Annotated in this window: 13 protein-coding genes; 9 read left to right on the top strand and 4 right to left on the bottom strand. The window is 71.1% G+C overall.

Features of this window, described 5'->3' with window-relative positions; all coding sequences use genetic code 11:
* Positions 1-7 precede the first annotated feature (7 nt).
* The gene (gene purE, locus AB0F15_RS39000; protein ID WP_360281814.1) at positions 8-505 is read left to right on the top strand and encodes a 5-(carboxyamino)imidazole ribonucleotide mutase; all 498 of its coding nucleotides are present in this window, start codon (positions 8-10) and stop codon (positions 503-505) included.
* A gap of 40 nt (positions 506-545) precedes the next feature.
* On the opposite strand, the gene AB0F15_RS38995 is transcribed toward purE, so the two are convergent.
* On the bottom strand, positions 546-2219 hold the full coding sequence (locus tag AB0F15_RS38995) for an AMP-binding protein (protein WP_360281812.1): 1674 nt from the start codon (positions 2217-2219) through the stop codon (positions 546-548).
* Positions 2220-2325: 106 nt separating this feature from the next.
* Here AB0F15_RS38995 and AB0F15_RS38990 point away from each other — a divergent pair, with 106 nt between their 5' ends.
* From AB0F15_RS38990 to AB0F15_RS38970, 5 genes are all read left to right on the top strand, one after another.
* A complete protein-coding gene (locus AB0F15_RS38990; protein WP_360281810.1) occupies positions 2326-3483 on the top strand; it encodes an acyl-CoA dehydrogenase family protein in 1158 nt (385 codons plus the stop codon).
* A gap of 162 nt (positions 3484-3645) precedes the next feature.
* Positions 3646-4575, top strand: a complete 930-nt coding sequence (locus AB0F15_RS38985) for an alpha/beta fold hydrolase (protein WP_360281808.1) — start codon at positions 3646-3648, stop codon at positions 4573-4575.
* A gap of 68 nt (positions 4576-4643) precedes the next feature.
* Positions 4644-5069 carry a hypothetical protein gene (locus tag AB0F15_RS38980; protein ID WP_360281806.1) on the top strand — a complete coding sequence of 142 codons (426 nt, stop codon included), beginning with the start codon at positions 4644-4646 and terminating at the stop codon, positions 5067-5069.
* A gap of 144 nt (positions 5070-5213) precedes the next feature.
* The gene (locus tag AB0F15_RS38975) at positions 5214-6041 is read left to right on the top strand and encodes a DUF1206 domain-containing protein (RefSeq protein ID WP_360281804.1); all 828 of its coding nucleotides are present in this window, start codon (positions 5214-5216) and stop codon (positions 6039-6041) included.
* A gap of 112 nt (positions 6042-6153) precedes the next feature.
* On the top strand, positions 6154-6594 hold the full coding sequence (locus tag AB0F15_RS38970) for a DoxX family protein (RefSeq protein WP_360281802.1): 441 nt from the start codon (positions 6154-6156) through the stop codon (positions 6592-6594).
* A 54-nt stretch (positions 6595-6648) separates the two neighbouring features.
* On the opposite strand, the gene AB0F15_RS38965 is transcribed toward AB0F15_RS38970, so the two are convergent.
* Entirely contained in the window at positions 6649-7359 is a 711-nt protein-coding gene (locus AB0F15_RS38965; RefSeq protein WP_360281800.1) for a TIGR03089 family protein, read from the bottom strand.
* A 107-nt stretch (positions 7360-7466) separates the two neighbouring features.
* Between AB0F15_RS38965 and AB0F15_RS38960 the strand changes: the two genes are divergently transcribed.
* The gene (locus tag AB0F15_RS38960) at positions 7467-8303 is read left to right on the top strand and encodes an NAD(P)H-binding protein (protein ID WP_360281798.1); all 837 of its coding nucleotides are present in this window, start codon (positions 7467-7469) and stop codon (positions 8301-8303) included.
* Between the two features lie 71 nt (positions 8304-8374).
* Here the strand turns inward: AB0F15_RS38960 and AB0F15_RS38955 are convergent, their stop codons facing one another.
* Positions 8375-9652 (bottom strand): LCP family protein, encoded by a 1278-nt coding sequence (locus AB0F15_RS38955; protein ID WP_360281796.1) that lies wholly within the window; start codon positions 9650-9652, stop codon positions 8375-8377.
* 37 nt (positions 9653-9689) lie between these two features.
* Positions 9690-11231 carry an LCP family protein gene (locus AB0F15_RS38950; protein WP_360281794.1) on the bottom strand — a complete coding sequence of 514 codons (1542 nt, stop codon included), beginning with the start codon at positions 11229-11231 and terminating at the stop codon, positions 9690-9692.
* Between the two features lie 138 nt (positions 11232-11369).
* Here AB0F15_RS38950 and rfbB point away from each other — a divergent pair, with 138 nt between their 5' ends.
* Positions 11370-12359: a dTDP-glucose 4,6-dehydratase gene (gene rfbB / locus AB0F15_RS38945; RefSeq protein ID WP_360281792.1), complete on the top strand. Its 990-nt coding sequence runs from the start codon at positions 11370-11372 to the stop codon at positions 12357-12359.
* Positions 12360-12363: 4 nt separating this feature from the next.
* Positions 12364-13263: a dTDP-4-dehydrorhamnose reductase gene (rfbD, locus tag AB0F15_RS38940; RefSeq protein ID WP_360281790.1), complete on the top strand. Its 900-nt coding sequence runs from the start codon at positions 12364-12366 to the stop codon at positions 13261-13263.
* The last annotated feature ends 87 nt before the right edge of the window (positions 13264-13350 follow it).

The following is a 13350-nucleotide window of genomic DNA, read 5'->3' as shown; positions in this document are numbered from 1 at the left end:
GTTCGGTATGGCGCCGCAGGTGGGCGTGATCATGGGCAGCGACTCGGACTGGCCGGTGCTGGAGGCGGCCGGCGCGGCACTGGACGAGTTCGGCGTCGAGTACGAGGTCGGGGTGTATTCGGCGCACCGCACGCCGCAGCGCATGCTGGACTACGCGACGTCGGCGGCGTCGCGGGGCCTTCGCGTGATCATCGCGGGCGCGGGTGGCGCGGCGCACCTGCCGGGCATGGTGGCGTCGGCGACGGTGCTGCCGGTGATCGGCGTCCCGGTGCCGCTGAAGTACCTGGACGGGATGGACTCCCTGTTGTCGATCGTCCAGATGCCGGCGGGCGTCCCGGTGGCCACGGTCTCGGTCGGCGGCGCGCGGAACGCGGGCCTCCTGGCGGTCCGCATCCTGGCGGCGTCCGACGACGGCCTGCGGGCGAAGATGGCGCAGTTCCAGGCGGATCTCGAGAAGCTGGTGCTGGACAAGGACGCCGCGCTGCGCGAGAAGACCGGCCACTAGCGCTGCGTCGCCCGCCGCTTCGGGTGCCCTCCGGAACCGGCTACTCCAGCTTGCCGGTCAGCTGCTGCCGCAGCTCCCGCTTCAGCACCTTCCCCGCGGCGGACACCGGGATCTGCTCGACCACGTGGATCTCGCGCAGCCGCTTGTACGGCAGCACCTTCTCGTTGACCGCGGCCATGAGCTCGTCGGCGTCCAGCGAGCCGCGGGGCACCACGAAGGCCACCGGCAGCTCGCCGACCTCGACGTCGGGGCGGCCGACGACCGCGGCCGCCGCCACCCCCGGCATCGTGATGAGCAGCTCCTCCAGCTCGCGCGGGAAGACGTTGTAGCCCTTGTACAGCAGCATGTCCTTCTTGCGGTCCACTATGGACAGGTAGCCGTCGGTGTCGAGGATGCCGATGTCGCCCGTGTGGAGCCAGCCGTCGACGAGGGCCGCCGCCGTGTCCTCGGGGCGATTGCGGTAGCCCAGCATGATTTGCGGGCCACGCAGGCAGACCTCGCCCCGCTCGCCCGCCGGCAGGGGCGCCTCGCCGCCCTCGGCCGGGACGACCTTGACCTCCGTGTCGAAGATCGGCACGCCCACCGAGCCGACCTTGCGCGTGCCCGAGCGGTACGTCGGCGAGATCACCGCGCCCATCGTCGCCTCGGTGAGGCCGTAGCCCTCGGTGACCACCACGCCCGGGAAGCGCTCGCGCAGCGCGTTGATCATCGCGTGGTTCATCGGCGCCGCGCCGGAGCCGATCGCCCGCACCGACGAGAGGTCGGCGGTGTGGAACGACGGCGTCGCGAGCAACGCGGCGAACAGCGCCGGCGCGCCGCCGATGCCGGTGATGCGCAGCCGTTCGGCGTCGGCGACGTACGCCGCCGGGTCGAAGCGGGAGTGCAGGACGATGGTCGTCCCGGCGATCACCGCCGCGTTCAGCCCGCCGATGATGCCCATCGCGTGGAACCACGGCGTCAGGTTGATCGCGACGCCGGTGCCCAGCCTCGACGGCCATTCGTCCTCGCTGCCGATCTGGTCGATCGTGACGTCGCCGCATTCGTCGAGCGCCGGCACCGAGCCGGTACCCCAGCACGCGTGCTGGAGGGTGTTGACGACGACGTTGCGGTGCGACAGCCGCACGCCCTTCGACCGGCCGGTGGTGCCGCCGGTGTAGGCGAGGTGGGCGAGGTCCTCGTGGACGTCCAGGTCGGCCGAGGGGCGCGTCTCCGGCTGCCCGGCCTGGAACGCCTCGAACTCGACGGCGCCCGCGGGCAGGTCGCCGACCGGCTGGACGACGACGGTGCACCGCGCCGGGATCCGGTCGGCGATGCCGGTCAGCGTGCCCGCGACCGGGCCGAACGTGACGACCGCGGCGGCCTCGCAGTCGGTGAGCTGGAAAGCGAGGTCGTCCGGCGGGAGCAGCGGGTTGGCCGGGCTGAAGGTCGCACCGGCCAGCAGCGTGCCGTAGTAGGCGACCGGGAAGGCCAGGCAGTTCGGCAGGTGCAGCGCCACGACGTCGCCGCGGCCGATGCCGCGTTCGCGCAGCGAGTTGGCGAACCGGCACGCGGCGCGGTAGGTCTCGGCGAAGGTGAGGCTGTGGCCGTCGTGGGCGAAGGCGGTCCGGTCACCCCAGCGCGCGGCACCCGCCGCGATGATCGAACCGGCCGGGACTTCGGGGTAGGTGAGGGTGGCGGGCAGACCGGGCGGCGTCGTCGACGCGGTGATCGGCATCACTCGACCATACGAATTCTGCGGTCAAGGCCACAAGGACGACGTAGGTGAACGAGCGCTAACATCGATCGAACCCCTCCCGACGTTGCAGAGAAGGTGACCGGAAGTGACCGACGGCCTGTACCAGCTTGCCGAGGAGCACGAGGAGCTGCGGGCCGCGGTCCGGGCCCTGGCCGAGAAGGAGATCGCGCCGTACGCGGCCGAGGTCGACGAGAACGAGCGCTACCCGATCGAGGCGTACACCGCGCTGGTCAAGTCGGGCTTCAACGCCGTGCACATCGGTGAGGAGTACGACGGCCAGGGGGCGGACGCCGTGGGCGCCTGCATCGTGATCGAAGAGGTCGCCCGGGTCGACGCGTCGGCGTCGCTGATCCCGGCGGTGAACAAGCTCGGCACGCAGCCGATCATCCTGTCGGCTTCGGAGGACCTGAAGAAGCTGGTGCTGCCGTCGATCGCGTCGGGCGAGGCTTCGGCGTCGTACGCGCTGTCGGAGCGCGAGGCGGGTTCGGACACCGCGTCGATGCGCACGCGCGCCCGGCTGGACGGGGACCACTGGGTGCTGAACGGCACCAAGGCGTGGATCACCAACGCGGGCGAGTCGTCGTGGTACACGGTGATGGCTGTGACGGACCCGGAGGCGGAGAAGAAGGCCAACGGGATCTCGGCGTTCGTCGTGCACAAGGACGACCCGGGCTTCTCGGTGGGCCCGAAGGAGAAGAAGCTCGGCATCAAGGGCTCCCCGACGCGCGAGATCTACTTCGAGAACTGCACGATCCCGGCCGACCGGATCATCGGCGAGCCCGGCACCGGCCTGAAGACGGCGCTGCGCACGCTCGACCACACCCGCCCGACGATCGGCGCGCAGGCGCTGGGCATCGCCCAGGGCGCGCTGGACGCGGCGGTGGCGTACGTGAAGGACCGCAGGCAGTTCGGCAAGTCGATCGCCGAGTTCCAGGGCGTCCAGTTCATGCTGGCCGACATGGGCACCAAGATCGAGGCGGCCCGCCACCTGGTGTACGCCTCGGCGGCGGCTTCGGAGCGGGGGGACAAGCGAGCAAGCTTCATGGCCTCGGCGGCGAAGGCGTACGCGTCCGACATCGCGATGGAGGTCACGACGGACGCGGTCCAGCTCTTCGGCGGCGCCGGCTACACCCGCGACTTCCCGGTGGAGCGCATGATGCGCGACGCCAAGATCACCCAGATCTACGAAGGCACCAACCAGATCCAGAAGGTCGTCATGGCCCGCGCCCTGCTCAAGGGCTGATCGCCAGACCGAAGAAAGCCCCCGGCACCCACGCGGTGCCGGGGGCTTTTTCGTATCCGCCGTCGCCGGAAAATCCCTCACCAGGGGGAGTGTCGAACAAGCTACCCGCGCGTTAAATAAGCGGTGACGTAAATCACCATCCTTCACAGAGAGGTGAAGCGGATGGGTGCAACGACGCGCAGGTGGCTCACGGCGGCCGCCGCCACGGTGGCGGTACTCCTGCTGGGGGCCGGAGCGGTCCAAGCGGCGGAACGGGAACCGACCGGGCCCGTGCAGCCCAACATCATCGCCGCCGCGCTGTATTCGCTCGGCGCGCCCACCATCGCGCCGCCCGGGGCGAACGACTGGAACTGCAAGCCCTCCGCGCGGCACCCGAACCCCGTGCTGCTGTCCAACGGGACCACGGCCAACGCCTACGAGAACTGGGCCAACCTCTCGAAGAAGCTCGCCGACGCCGGGTACTGCGTCTTCGCCGGGAACTTCGGCGGGGCGCCCGGGAGCTTCCTGCAGACCGTCGGGCCGATCGCCGACACCGCGAAAGCGCTTGCCGCCTTCGGGGACAAGATCCTGGCACGGACCGGCGCGAGCAAGCTCGACGTCGTCGGGCACTCGCAGGGCGGGATGAACATCCGGTACTGGATCAAGTACCTCGGCGGCGCGGACAAGATCAGCAGGCTCGTCGGGCTGTCGCCGTCCAACCACGGGACCGACCTGTTCGGCCTGCTGAGCACCCTCGAACGGATCCCGGGGGTGCCGGCCGCGCTCGGGACCCTCTGCCCGTCGTGCAACGAACAGGCCGTCGGGTCGGGCTTCCTCGCCGACCTCAACGCCGGCGGCGAAACCGTGCCCGGCATCCAGTACACCGTCATCCAAACCCGCTACGACGACGTCGTGACGCCGTATCCGAGCGCCTTCCTCGCGGCCGCGCCGAACGTCAAGAACATCTTGCTGCAGAACGTCTGCGTGCTCGACTTCACCGACCACCTCGGCATCACCTACGACCCCGTCGCCGAGGGGCTGGTGCTCAACGCGCTCGACCCCGCCCACGCGAAGACGCCGCCGTGCGTGCCGGTGCCGCCCGTCATCGGCTGAGTTTCGCCACATGAGACATAACCCACCGCCGGGGCGGATTTCCGCCCCGGCGGTGTCACCCTCGAAGCATGTACTGGCCGGTTCCGGCGTCCTGGACGCCCCACGACGAAGCCGAGCTGGTCGCCGGCTGGCGGCTGTGGCTCGAGCTGTCCGACCGCGCCTGGCCGACGGCCGCCTGGGACGGGACCCCGGCCGGCGCCGTCCGCCAGCTGCGGGACCTGCTCGCCGCGTGCGACGACATCGAGACGGCCTACCGCGCGGCCGCCGACCCGCCGTCGCCCGGTTTCCTGAGCCTGACGCAGGGGCTCGCCGTCACGGCGGGCTCGGCGATCTCCCTCTGGTTCGACGACTTCGACCAGCTCGACGGCGAGCGCGCGGCCCTGCTGCACGAGGATCTCGCGCGGTTCGCCGAGCAGGCCGAGCAGGTGCTGACACTGCTCGCGGTCAACGGCGGCTGGGCCGGCCTCGACGAGGTCCGGCGCCGTCCCGCCTGAGGGTCCGGCGCCGTCCCGCCTGAGTCCTTTCGCGACAGCCGGTAGCCGGGCGAGCGCCCGCCGGGTGACGATCGTCCTAACGTCCTAACCACGTTGGGCCACCCGGTCGAAGTGATCACGGGCCGGACTGGGTACCCAGAAGGCATGAACCGGACAGAGGCCAACGCAGAAGCCACCGCCGAAAGAGGCGAGAAGAGCAACACCGCACAGCTGCTCGGCCGGGTCGGCATGGCGTGCTACGGCGTCGTGCACCTCGTGCTCGCCTACCTCGCCCTGCAGGTCGCCTTCGGCAGCAGCGAGCAGGCGGACCAGAAGGGCGCGCTGGAGCAGATCGGCTCGTCGGCGTTCGGGCAGATCCTGCTCTGGGTCGTCGCCATCGGGCTGGTCCTCTTCGGGCTGTGGCAGTTCCTGATGGCCGCCACCGGCTACGAGTGGGTCAGCGGCGGACAGCGGACGCGCAAGCGGATCGGCGCCGCCGCTCGTGGCGTCGTCGTCCTCGTGCTCGGCTTCACCGCCGTCCGGCTCGCCACCGGCAGCAGCAGCGGCGGGTCGAGCAGCCAGAAGCAGCAGGAGTTCACCGGCAAGCTGCTGTCGCTGCCGGCCGGGCCCGCCCTGGTGGTCCTCGTCGCGGTGGCCGTCCTGGGGGTGGCGATCGCCGCCGGCATCAAGGGCGCGAAGCAGAAGTTCCTCGTGGACCTCGACACGGCGGAGCTGCCGGGCCGGACGCGCCGCTGGGTCGGCTGGCTGGGCACCACCGGCTACCTCGCCAAGGGCGTCGTCCTCGCCCTGGTCGCGATCCTGCTGGCCATCGCCGGGTTCAACGCCGACGCGCACAAGGCGGGCGGCCTGGACGCCGCGCTCAAGACGCTCGCCGCTCAGCCCTTCGGCACCGTGCTGCTGACCGTGGTGGCCCTGGGGCTCGCCGCGTTCGGGGTCTACTGCTTCCCGGCCGCCTGGACGCACAAGCGCTGAGCGCCCCTGTCGGTTTCCTGTCGATCACCCTCCGGGTTTCGGATCCGGGTGCCTGGTGCCCTACTTTGGGTCGGGTCAGTTGAACTTTCACCTAATCGGGAGCTGAAACCGGATGTTCGGACGATTCAAGGACGTGGCCCTGCTGCTGGGGAGGATCGGCGTCGCGGTCGTCTTCCTCGCCCACGGGCTGCAGAAGTGGAACAACGGCATCGACGGCACGGCGAAGTTCTTCGAGATGTCGGGCATCCCGCTGCCCACGGTGGCCGCGATCTTCGCGATGACCGTCGAGATCCTCGGCTCGGTCGCGTTCATCGTGGGCTTCCTGCTGCCGCTCGTCGGCGTCGGCTACGTCGTGATCTCGGTCGGCGCCCTGCTTTCGGTGCACATCGACAACGGCCTGACCGGCAAGGGCGGCTACGAGCTGGTCCTGGTGCTGGCGCTCGCCGGGCTCGCCCTCGGCTTCAACGGTGGCCGGCTTTCGCTCGATCACCTGCTGTGGGGCCGCAGGCGCGCCCGCCGCGACGCCGAAGTCGCCGAACTGCAGAACGCCTGACCGCAAGTCCGTGAAAGGTCACCTCGAGGGACTCCCTCGAGGTGACCTTCGCCGTCAGTCCGGGAGGTCCGCCGTCGTGCGTTCCGCGGCACGGCGGGCGCCCAGTTTCGCCGGGTCCGCGTTGCTCACGTGGACCAGGTGCGCGCCCGCGGCCAGCGGGACGAGCAGGCCGTCGAGGATGCCCTCGGGGCCACTCCAGTCCCGGGTGGACAGCACGCGGTCGTCCGCGGTGAGGCCGAGTTTCGCCGCCCGGGCCCTGGCTTCGGCCAGCACATCGTCCACAGTGGACTCGAAGAGGGCCGCCGTGGTGCCGGGGACCGGGAAGAGCGGGCGGTACTGGTCGCCCGCCAGCCGCGCCTCGGTCAGGTAGTCGAACGCGCCGCCGCCCGGGGGCTCGTCGAGGCCGCGGCCCATCGGGTCCAGCGTCACGACGGCGGTGGCCGCCGCACCGGTCGGTTCCGGGTCGTCCGGCCCGACGAACGCCACCCGCGCGCCGGTCCCTTCGGTCACCACGCGTGCCCCGCACCACCACGCCCCGAGCAGCACGCCGACGGTCTGCCAGTGCGCCGGGAGCTGCACCGCCACGGCGTCGCCCGGTTCGACGTCGAACTCCTCGGTCAGCCAGTTGGCCGTTTTCGCCGCCCAGTTGGCGGTGGTCGCCACGGACAGCTCGACGCGGCTGCCCAGCTGGTCGTCGTAGTGGGTGATCAACGGTTTGGCGGGCGAGGCCAGCAGCGGGCGCAGCAGCTCGTCGGTCAGGCTCATGCGGACAAGGCTAAAGCGCGGACCACGCAGTGTGCCGGTTGACACCGGATCATCGTCCTCAGTACCTTTGCTTTGAAAGCAAATTGATCTGAAGGGCTGGGGGACACATGACCATTCTCGTCACCGGCGCGAGCGGACACGTCGGGCGCGCGGTGCTCGAAGCGCTCGTCGCCGCAGGCCAGGACGTCCGCGCGTCGAGCCGCGACGCCACGAAGCTCGACGTTCCGGAGGGCGTCGCGAAGGTGAGCGCGGACCTGGAGGACGCCTCGACGCTGGAGCCCGCGCTCGACGGCGTGTCCGCGGCCTTCATCTACACGCGGCCACAGGGCATCGACGGTTTCGTGAAGGCGGCCGAGGCGGCCGGCGTGCGCCACGTCGTGGTGCTTTCCTCGGCCGCCACGCTCCAACCGGACGCCGCGCAGAGCCGGATCGCGGCGCTGCACCACGCGGTGGAGCGGGCCGTGGCCGCGGGGTCGTTCGCGTCGACGATGCTCAACCCGGGCGCGTTCGCGACGAACACACTGGCCTGGCGCGCGGACGTCGCGGAGGGCGCGGTCCGCACGGTGTACCCCGACTCGCGGATCGGCGCGATCCACGAGCGGGACATCGCCGACGTCGCGGCCCGGATCCTGATCGACGGCTCCCACGACGGGCAGTCGCTCCCGCTGACGGGCCCGGCGCCGATCTCGTTCCGCGAGCAGGCGGAGGTGCTGGCGGACGTGCTCGGCAAGCCGTTGCGGGTCGAAGAGCTGACGGTGGAGCAGGCGACCGAGCAGATGCTGGCGCGGGGCTGGCCGCCGGAGGTGCCCCCGTCGGTCCTGGGTGCCTGGGCGCGGACGTTGCGGGAGCCGTCGCTGGTGACGGACGTGGTGCGCGAGGTGACCGGCGCCGCGCCGCGGACGTTCCGGCAGTGGGCGGAGGACCACCGCGCCGACTTCAGTTGACGAGGACGTAGCTTTCACGTGAAAGCGCCGCCCGCCCAAAGCGTAGCTTTCACGTGAAAGCTACGTCTGGGTCAGTTGACGCAGGTGACTCCGGGGGAGGCTTGACGCAGCGGTGCCGCGGCGGGGGCGGCGCCGCTGCCCGCCCCGCCGCCGGAGCTGCCGCCCGCCGGGGTCTGGGTGGCCGCCGGGGCTGCTCGCCCGGCCAGTCCGGCCACGAAGCCGCGGACCGCCTTCGGGTCGATCTGCACGATGCTCTGGCCGTCCTGGCTGCGGCCGTTCGCCGTGATCACCGGGATCGTCGCGAACGTCAGGTCGCCCGACGCGATCCCCTTCGCCTGCTGCGCGAACTGCAGCAGGTCGAGGCCCGGGTCCAGCGTCAACGACCGGTGCACCGCGTCCATCAGGTTGTTCAGCGTGCCGGGGCTGGCCAGCGTGCCCGCCGAAAGCACCTGGTGCAGCGCCGAGGACAGGAACGCCTGCTGCCGCACGATCCGGTCCAGGTCGCCGCGCGGCAGGTTCTTGCGCTGCCGGACGAACGACAGCGCTTCGCCGCCCGAAACCGTCTGCTCGCCGCGGCGGAAGTTCGCGCCCGAGTCCTTGTCCTCGGTCGCGTGGTTCAGGCACACCTTGACCCCGCCGAGCGCCTCGGTCATCAGGTAGAAGCCCAGCAGGTTGATCTCGGCGTAGTGGTCGATCCGCACCTGCGTCAGGTCCTGCACCGCCTGCACCAGCACCCGGCGGCCCTCGGTGTCGGAGTCGCGTTCGATCTTCGCCTGGTCGCGCTCGCCCTGCCCGCGCAGCGCCTGCGCGAAGTGCGCCTTCGCGATGCCGTACGCCGAGTTGATCTTCGCCTCGCCCCGGCCGGGGATGGCGGTCCACGTGTCGCGCGGGATCGAGACCGCCGACGGCTTGCTGCCGTTCTTCGGCACCCGCAGCAGGATCATCGTGTCGGTGTTCACCGCGCCGTTGTTGGCTTCGGTGCGCAGCTGCCGCAGCACGCGCGCCGGCAGCGGGTTGCCCTGCGCGTCCGTGCGGGCGTCGCTGCCGACGAGGAGGATGTCGTCCGCGCCGTCGTCCGCGGGCGGTGGTGCGGGCTCGCCGGCCCGCGGGGTGAGGGCGTCGGTCGTCGGGACCGTGCTCTGCAGCTGGTCTTTGGTGACGTAGACGTAGCCGCTGGCCCCGAGGGCGAGCAGGGACACCAGGCCGACCGCGAGCCGGCGGGTCACCCGTCCCGCCCGGCGTACCCGCGACGGCTCCGGAATCGCCCGGGGAACCGGCGACGGCGCCCAGTCGTCGCTCTGCGTCACCGGATCGGCGGTTGTCTCCGGTTCTTCCTGGTCCGCTGCCACGCTGGCCTACCTCCCCCGAACACCCTGCGTACGCAGTCTAGTTGACGCAGGGAACGTCGCCCGCCGTGATCGCCGGCGCGGCAGGGGGCGCGGCCGGCGACGTGGCGGCAGGTGGCTTCGCGGCCGTGGACGTCGGCGCGCCACCCGCGCCGGCGGCCGAGTTCCGGAAGTCCTTGCCCAGCAGCACGCGCACGTGCCCGGCCGGGACGTCCCGGTCCGGCTCGGCCTGCGCCGTGGTGCCCAACGCCTGCTTGACCAGCTCCAGCGCGGTGCCATCGGCCGGGTTGTACCGGACCGCCGTGGTGTTGCGGGTGCTCAGCCGCTGGTCGGCGGCCAGTGTGAAACCCTTGCCCTGCAGCGTCGTGTGCGTCTGGCCGGCCAGCCCCGGCGAGCCCGAGCCGTCGAACAGCTCGACCGTGACGGCCTTCGCGCCGGGCAGCTGCGCCGCCGACGTCGGCGCCGCCGGGGTGTCCCCGTCCGACGTCAGCCGGGCCACCTCCGCCGCCACCTGGGCCGGGTCGACGCGCAGCACGTCGGCGCCCCCGATGTTCGCGTTGCCCAGGGTCGGGATGGTGTGGAACTCGATGTTGCCGCCGGTCAGCCCGCGCATCTGCTCGGCGAACTCCGTCAGGTCCCAGCCCTGCGACAGCACGACGGACTTCTTCACGGCCGAGACCAGGTCGGCGATCTTCACCGGGTTGGTCAGCACGTCGGAGGAGATGACCTTGCGGGCCAGCCCCGAGAGGAACGCCTGCTGGCGGGCGATCCGGCCGAGGTCGGCGCCCTCCAGGTCGTAGCGCTGGCGGACGAACGCGAGCGCCTGCACGCCCTCGATCGTCTGCCGCCCGGCCGGCAGGTCCACGCCGGACCGCTTCTCCTTGACCGGCGCCTTGAGACACACCTCGATGCCGCCGATCGACTTGGTGATCTCGTAGAAGCTCGCCAGGTTGACCTCGGCGTAGCGGTCGATCATGCCGGGCTTGCCGATGAACTTCTCGAGCGTGGCGATCAGGTTCTTCCGCCCGGCGACCTTCGCCTGCGCGTCGGCCTGCTTGAGGTCGGTCATGCCCTGGCGCTGCAACGCCCGGTAGGTGTCCGTGTACGCGTAGACGAACGCGCTGTTGAGCTTGTGCTTGCCGAAGCCGCCGGTCAGCTCCACCCAGGAGTCGCGGGGGAACGAGATCGCGATCGCGTGCTTCCCGTTCTGCGGGATGTGCACCAGGATCATCGTGTCGGTGTTCAGCTCGCCGTCGGAGACGCCGGCGTGCAGCATGTCCAGCACCTCGCGGGGCAGCGGGTTGCCCTGCGCGTCGGTGCGGCTGTCCTGGCCGACCAGGAGGATGTCGATCGCGCCGTCGAGCGGCTTCGCGTGCGCCTCGGTGTCGGCGAAGACGTTCGTGGTCGTCAGGCCGTGGTTCGGGTCGCCGATGTACTGCCAGCCGTACCACGTCAGGGCCAGGACGACCACCGACAGCAGGGAAACCACGACCTTGCTGCCACGGCGGGCGAAGACCGCGGCGCCGTGGCCGATGTCCTGCCTCCGGCGTGCCGGGATCGTGGGCGCAGCCTGTTCGGTCACGCGCTGCCTCCCCTGTGAACCCCGTGCTTCCCCCAGGACACCTGTGTGTCTCCACCGCAGACTCTACTGAGGGTGTTGTGGGACCTCCGTAGGCTGGGGGCGGACTGCCCCGCCCGGGGCGCGAGGAAAGGCGGGAAGATGCGGGTCCTGGTCACCGGTGGTGCCGGCTTCATCGGGTCGCACTACGTCCGGCAGGTGCTGACCGGCGCCTACCCGGCGCTGCGTGATGCCGAGGTGGTCGTGCTGGACAAGCTCACCTACGCGGGCAACGAAGCCAATCTGGCCCCGGTTGCCGATGACCCGCGGCTGCGCTTCGTGCGCGGGGACATCTGCGACACCGCGCTGGTCACCGAGGTCGTGCGCGGGGTGGACCTGATCGTGCACTTCGCCGCCGAGTCGCATGTGGACCGCTCGATCCTCGGCTCCGCCGACTTCGTGCTGACGAACGTGCTCGGCACGCAGAACCTGCTGCAGGCGGCCGTGGAAGCCGGGGTGGGCAAGTTCGTGCACGTGTCCACCGACGAGGTGTACGGCTCGATCGAGCACGGTTCGTGGACCGAAGACCACGTGCTCGAGCCGAACTCGCCGTACTCGGCGTCGAAGGCGTCGTCCGACCTGGTGGCGCGGTCGTTCTTCCGCACCCACGGGCTGGCGGTGTGCATCACCCGGTGCTCCAACAACTACGGTCCGTACCAGTTCCCGGAAAAGGTCATCCCCCTGTTCGTCACCAACCTCCTCGACGGGCGGAAGGTGCCGCTCTACGGCGACGGGCTCAACGTCCGTGACTGGCTGCACGTGGACGACCACTGCCGCGGCATCCAGCTGGTCGCGGAGGCGGGGCGGCCGGGCGAGATCTACAACATCGGCGGCGGCACCGAGCTCACCAACCGGTCGCTCACCGAGAAGCTGCTCGAGGCCGTGGGTGCCGGCTGGGACAGCGTCGAGCCGGTCGAGGACCGCAAGGGCCACGACCGCCGGTACTCGGTGGACATCACGAAGATCCGCGACGAGCTGGGGTACGCTCCGCGGGTGTCCTTCGAGGACGGTCTGGCCGCGACAGTGGCCTGGTACACGGAAAATCGCGCGTGGTGGGAACCGCTGGCCGAGCGGGCCGCGCTCAAGAAGTAGGGAAGTGGCTGTGCGGCTGACGGTGCTCGTGCCCGGGGGTTCCGGGCAGCTCGGCCGGGATCTCGCCGCGCTGGCGTCGTCCGGCGTCGACGTGATCGCCCCGGGCTCGGCGGAGCTGGACGTGACTCTGACGGGACAGGTGCTGGCGTCGGTCGGGGCACTGGCGGATCGGGCGCGGGAAGCGGGTTCGGCACCGGTGGTCGTCAACGCGGCGGCGTACACGGCGGTCGACGCGGCGGAGACCGACGAGGAACGCGCGTTCGCGGTGAACGCCGACGGGCCGCGGGTGCTGGCGGCGGCCTGCGCTTCGCGGCGGGTGCCGTTGATCCACGTGTCGACGGACTACGTCTTCCCGGGTGACGCGTCCGCGCCCTACGAGCCTTCCGACGAACTGGGCCCGCGGTCGGCGTACGGCCGGACCAAGGCGGCCGGCGAGGACGCGGTCCTCGGGTCGGGCGCGTCGTCGTGGGTGGTGCGGACCGGCTGGCTGTACGGACATTCCGGCGCTAACTTCGTGAAGACCATGGCGCGCTTGGAGTCTTCACAGGAGAAGTTGTCCGTTGTGGACGATCAGGTCGGTGGTCCCACCTGGACGGCGGACCTGGCTTCGGGACTTCTCGAGCTGGCGTCCCGGGTCGCCGCCGGCGACGGGCCGGAGCGACGGATCCTGCACTGCACGAACGCGGGTGCGGTGAGCTGGTGCGGGTTCGCACAGGCGATCTTCAAGCACCTGGGCGCGGATCCGGCCCGCGTGCAGCCGTGCACGACGGCGGAGTTCCCGCGCCCGGCGGCGCGTCCGGCGTACTCGGTGCTGTCCCCGGCTTCGTGGCGCGAGGCAGGGCTGACGCCGCTGCGGTCGTGGGAAGAGGCGCTGGGCGCTTACTTCGCGGCTGAGCAGGCCTGAACCCCAGCGCCCCCAATTTGGGGGGGGGGGGGGGGTTGGTACCGAAGGCGGCCGTGGGGGGGGGGTTGTGGGGGGGGGGGGGGGCCC

Source organism: Amycolatopsis sp. NPDC026612, assembly GCF_040638285.1.
In the GTDB taxonomy this organism is placed as follows: domain Bacteria; phylum Actinomycetota; class Actinomycetes; order Mycobacteriales; family Pseudonocardiaceae; genus Amycolatopsis.
Note: the sequence above shows the minus strand (reverse complement) of the source record. Positions and strands in the feature narration are given on the sequence as shown.

Excerpts from the sequence above, each read along its gene's own strand:
- AB0F15_RS38970 (WP_360281802.1), top strand. The coding sequence starts at position 6,154 with ATGTTCGGACGATTCAAGGACGTGGCCCTGCTGCTGGGGAGGATCGGC.
- AB0F15_RS38960 (WP_360281798.1), top strand. The coding sequence starts at position 7,467 with ATGACCATTCTCGTCACCGGCGCGAGCGGACACGTCGGGCGCGCGGTG.
- AB0F15_RS38965 (WP_360281800.1), bottom strand. The coding sequence starts at position 7,359 with ATGAGCCTGACCGACGAGCTGCTGCGCCCGCTGCTGGCCTCGCCCGCC.
- purE (WP_360281814.1), top strand. The coding sequence starts at position 8 with ATGGCGCCGCAGGTGGGCGTGATCATGGGCAGCGACTCGGACTGGCCG.
- AB0F15_RS38975 (WP_360281804.1), top strand. The coding sequence starts at position 5,214 with ATGAACCGGACAGAGGCCAACGCAGAAGCCACCGCCGAAAGAGGCGAG.
- rfbB (WP_360281792.1), top strand. The coding sequence starts at position 11,370 with ATGCGGGTCCTGGTCACCGGTGGTGCCGGCTTCATCGGGTCGCACTAC.
- AB0F15_RS38980 (WP_360281806.1), top strand. The coding sequence starts at position 4,644 with ATGTACTGGCCGGTTCCGGCGTCCTGGACGCCCCACGACGAAGCCGAG.
- AB0F15_RS38985 (WP_360281808.1), top strand. The coding sequence starts at position 3,646 with ATGGGTGCAACGACGCGCAGGTGGCTCACGGCGGCCGCCGCCACGGTG.
- AB0F15_RS38995 (WP_360281812.1), bottom strand. The coding sequence starts at position 2,219 with ATGCCGATCACCGCGTCGACGACGCCGCCCGGTCTGCCCGCCACCCTC.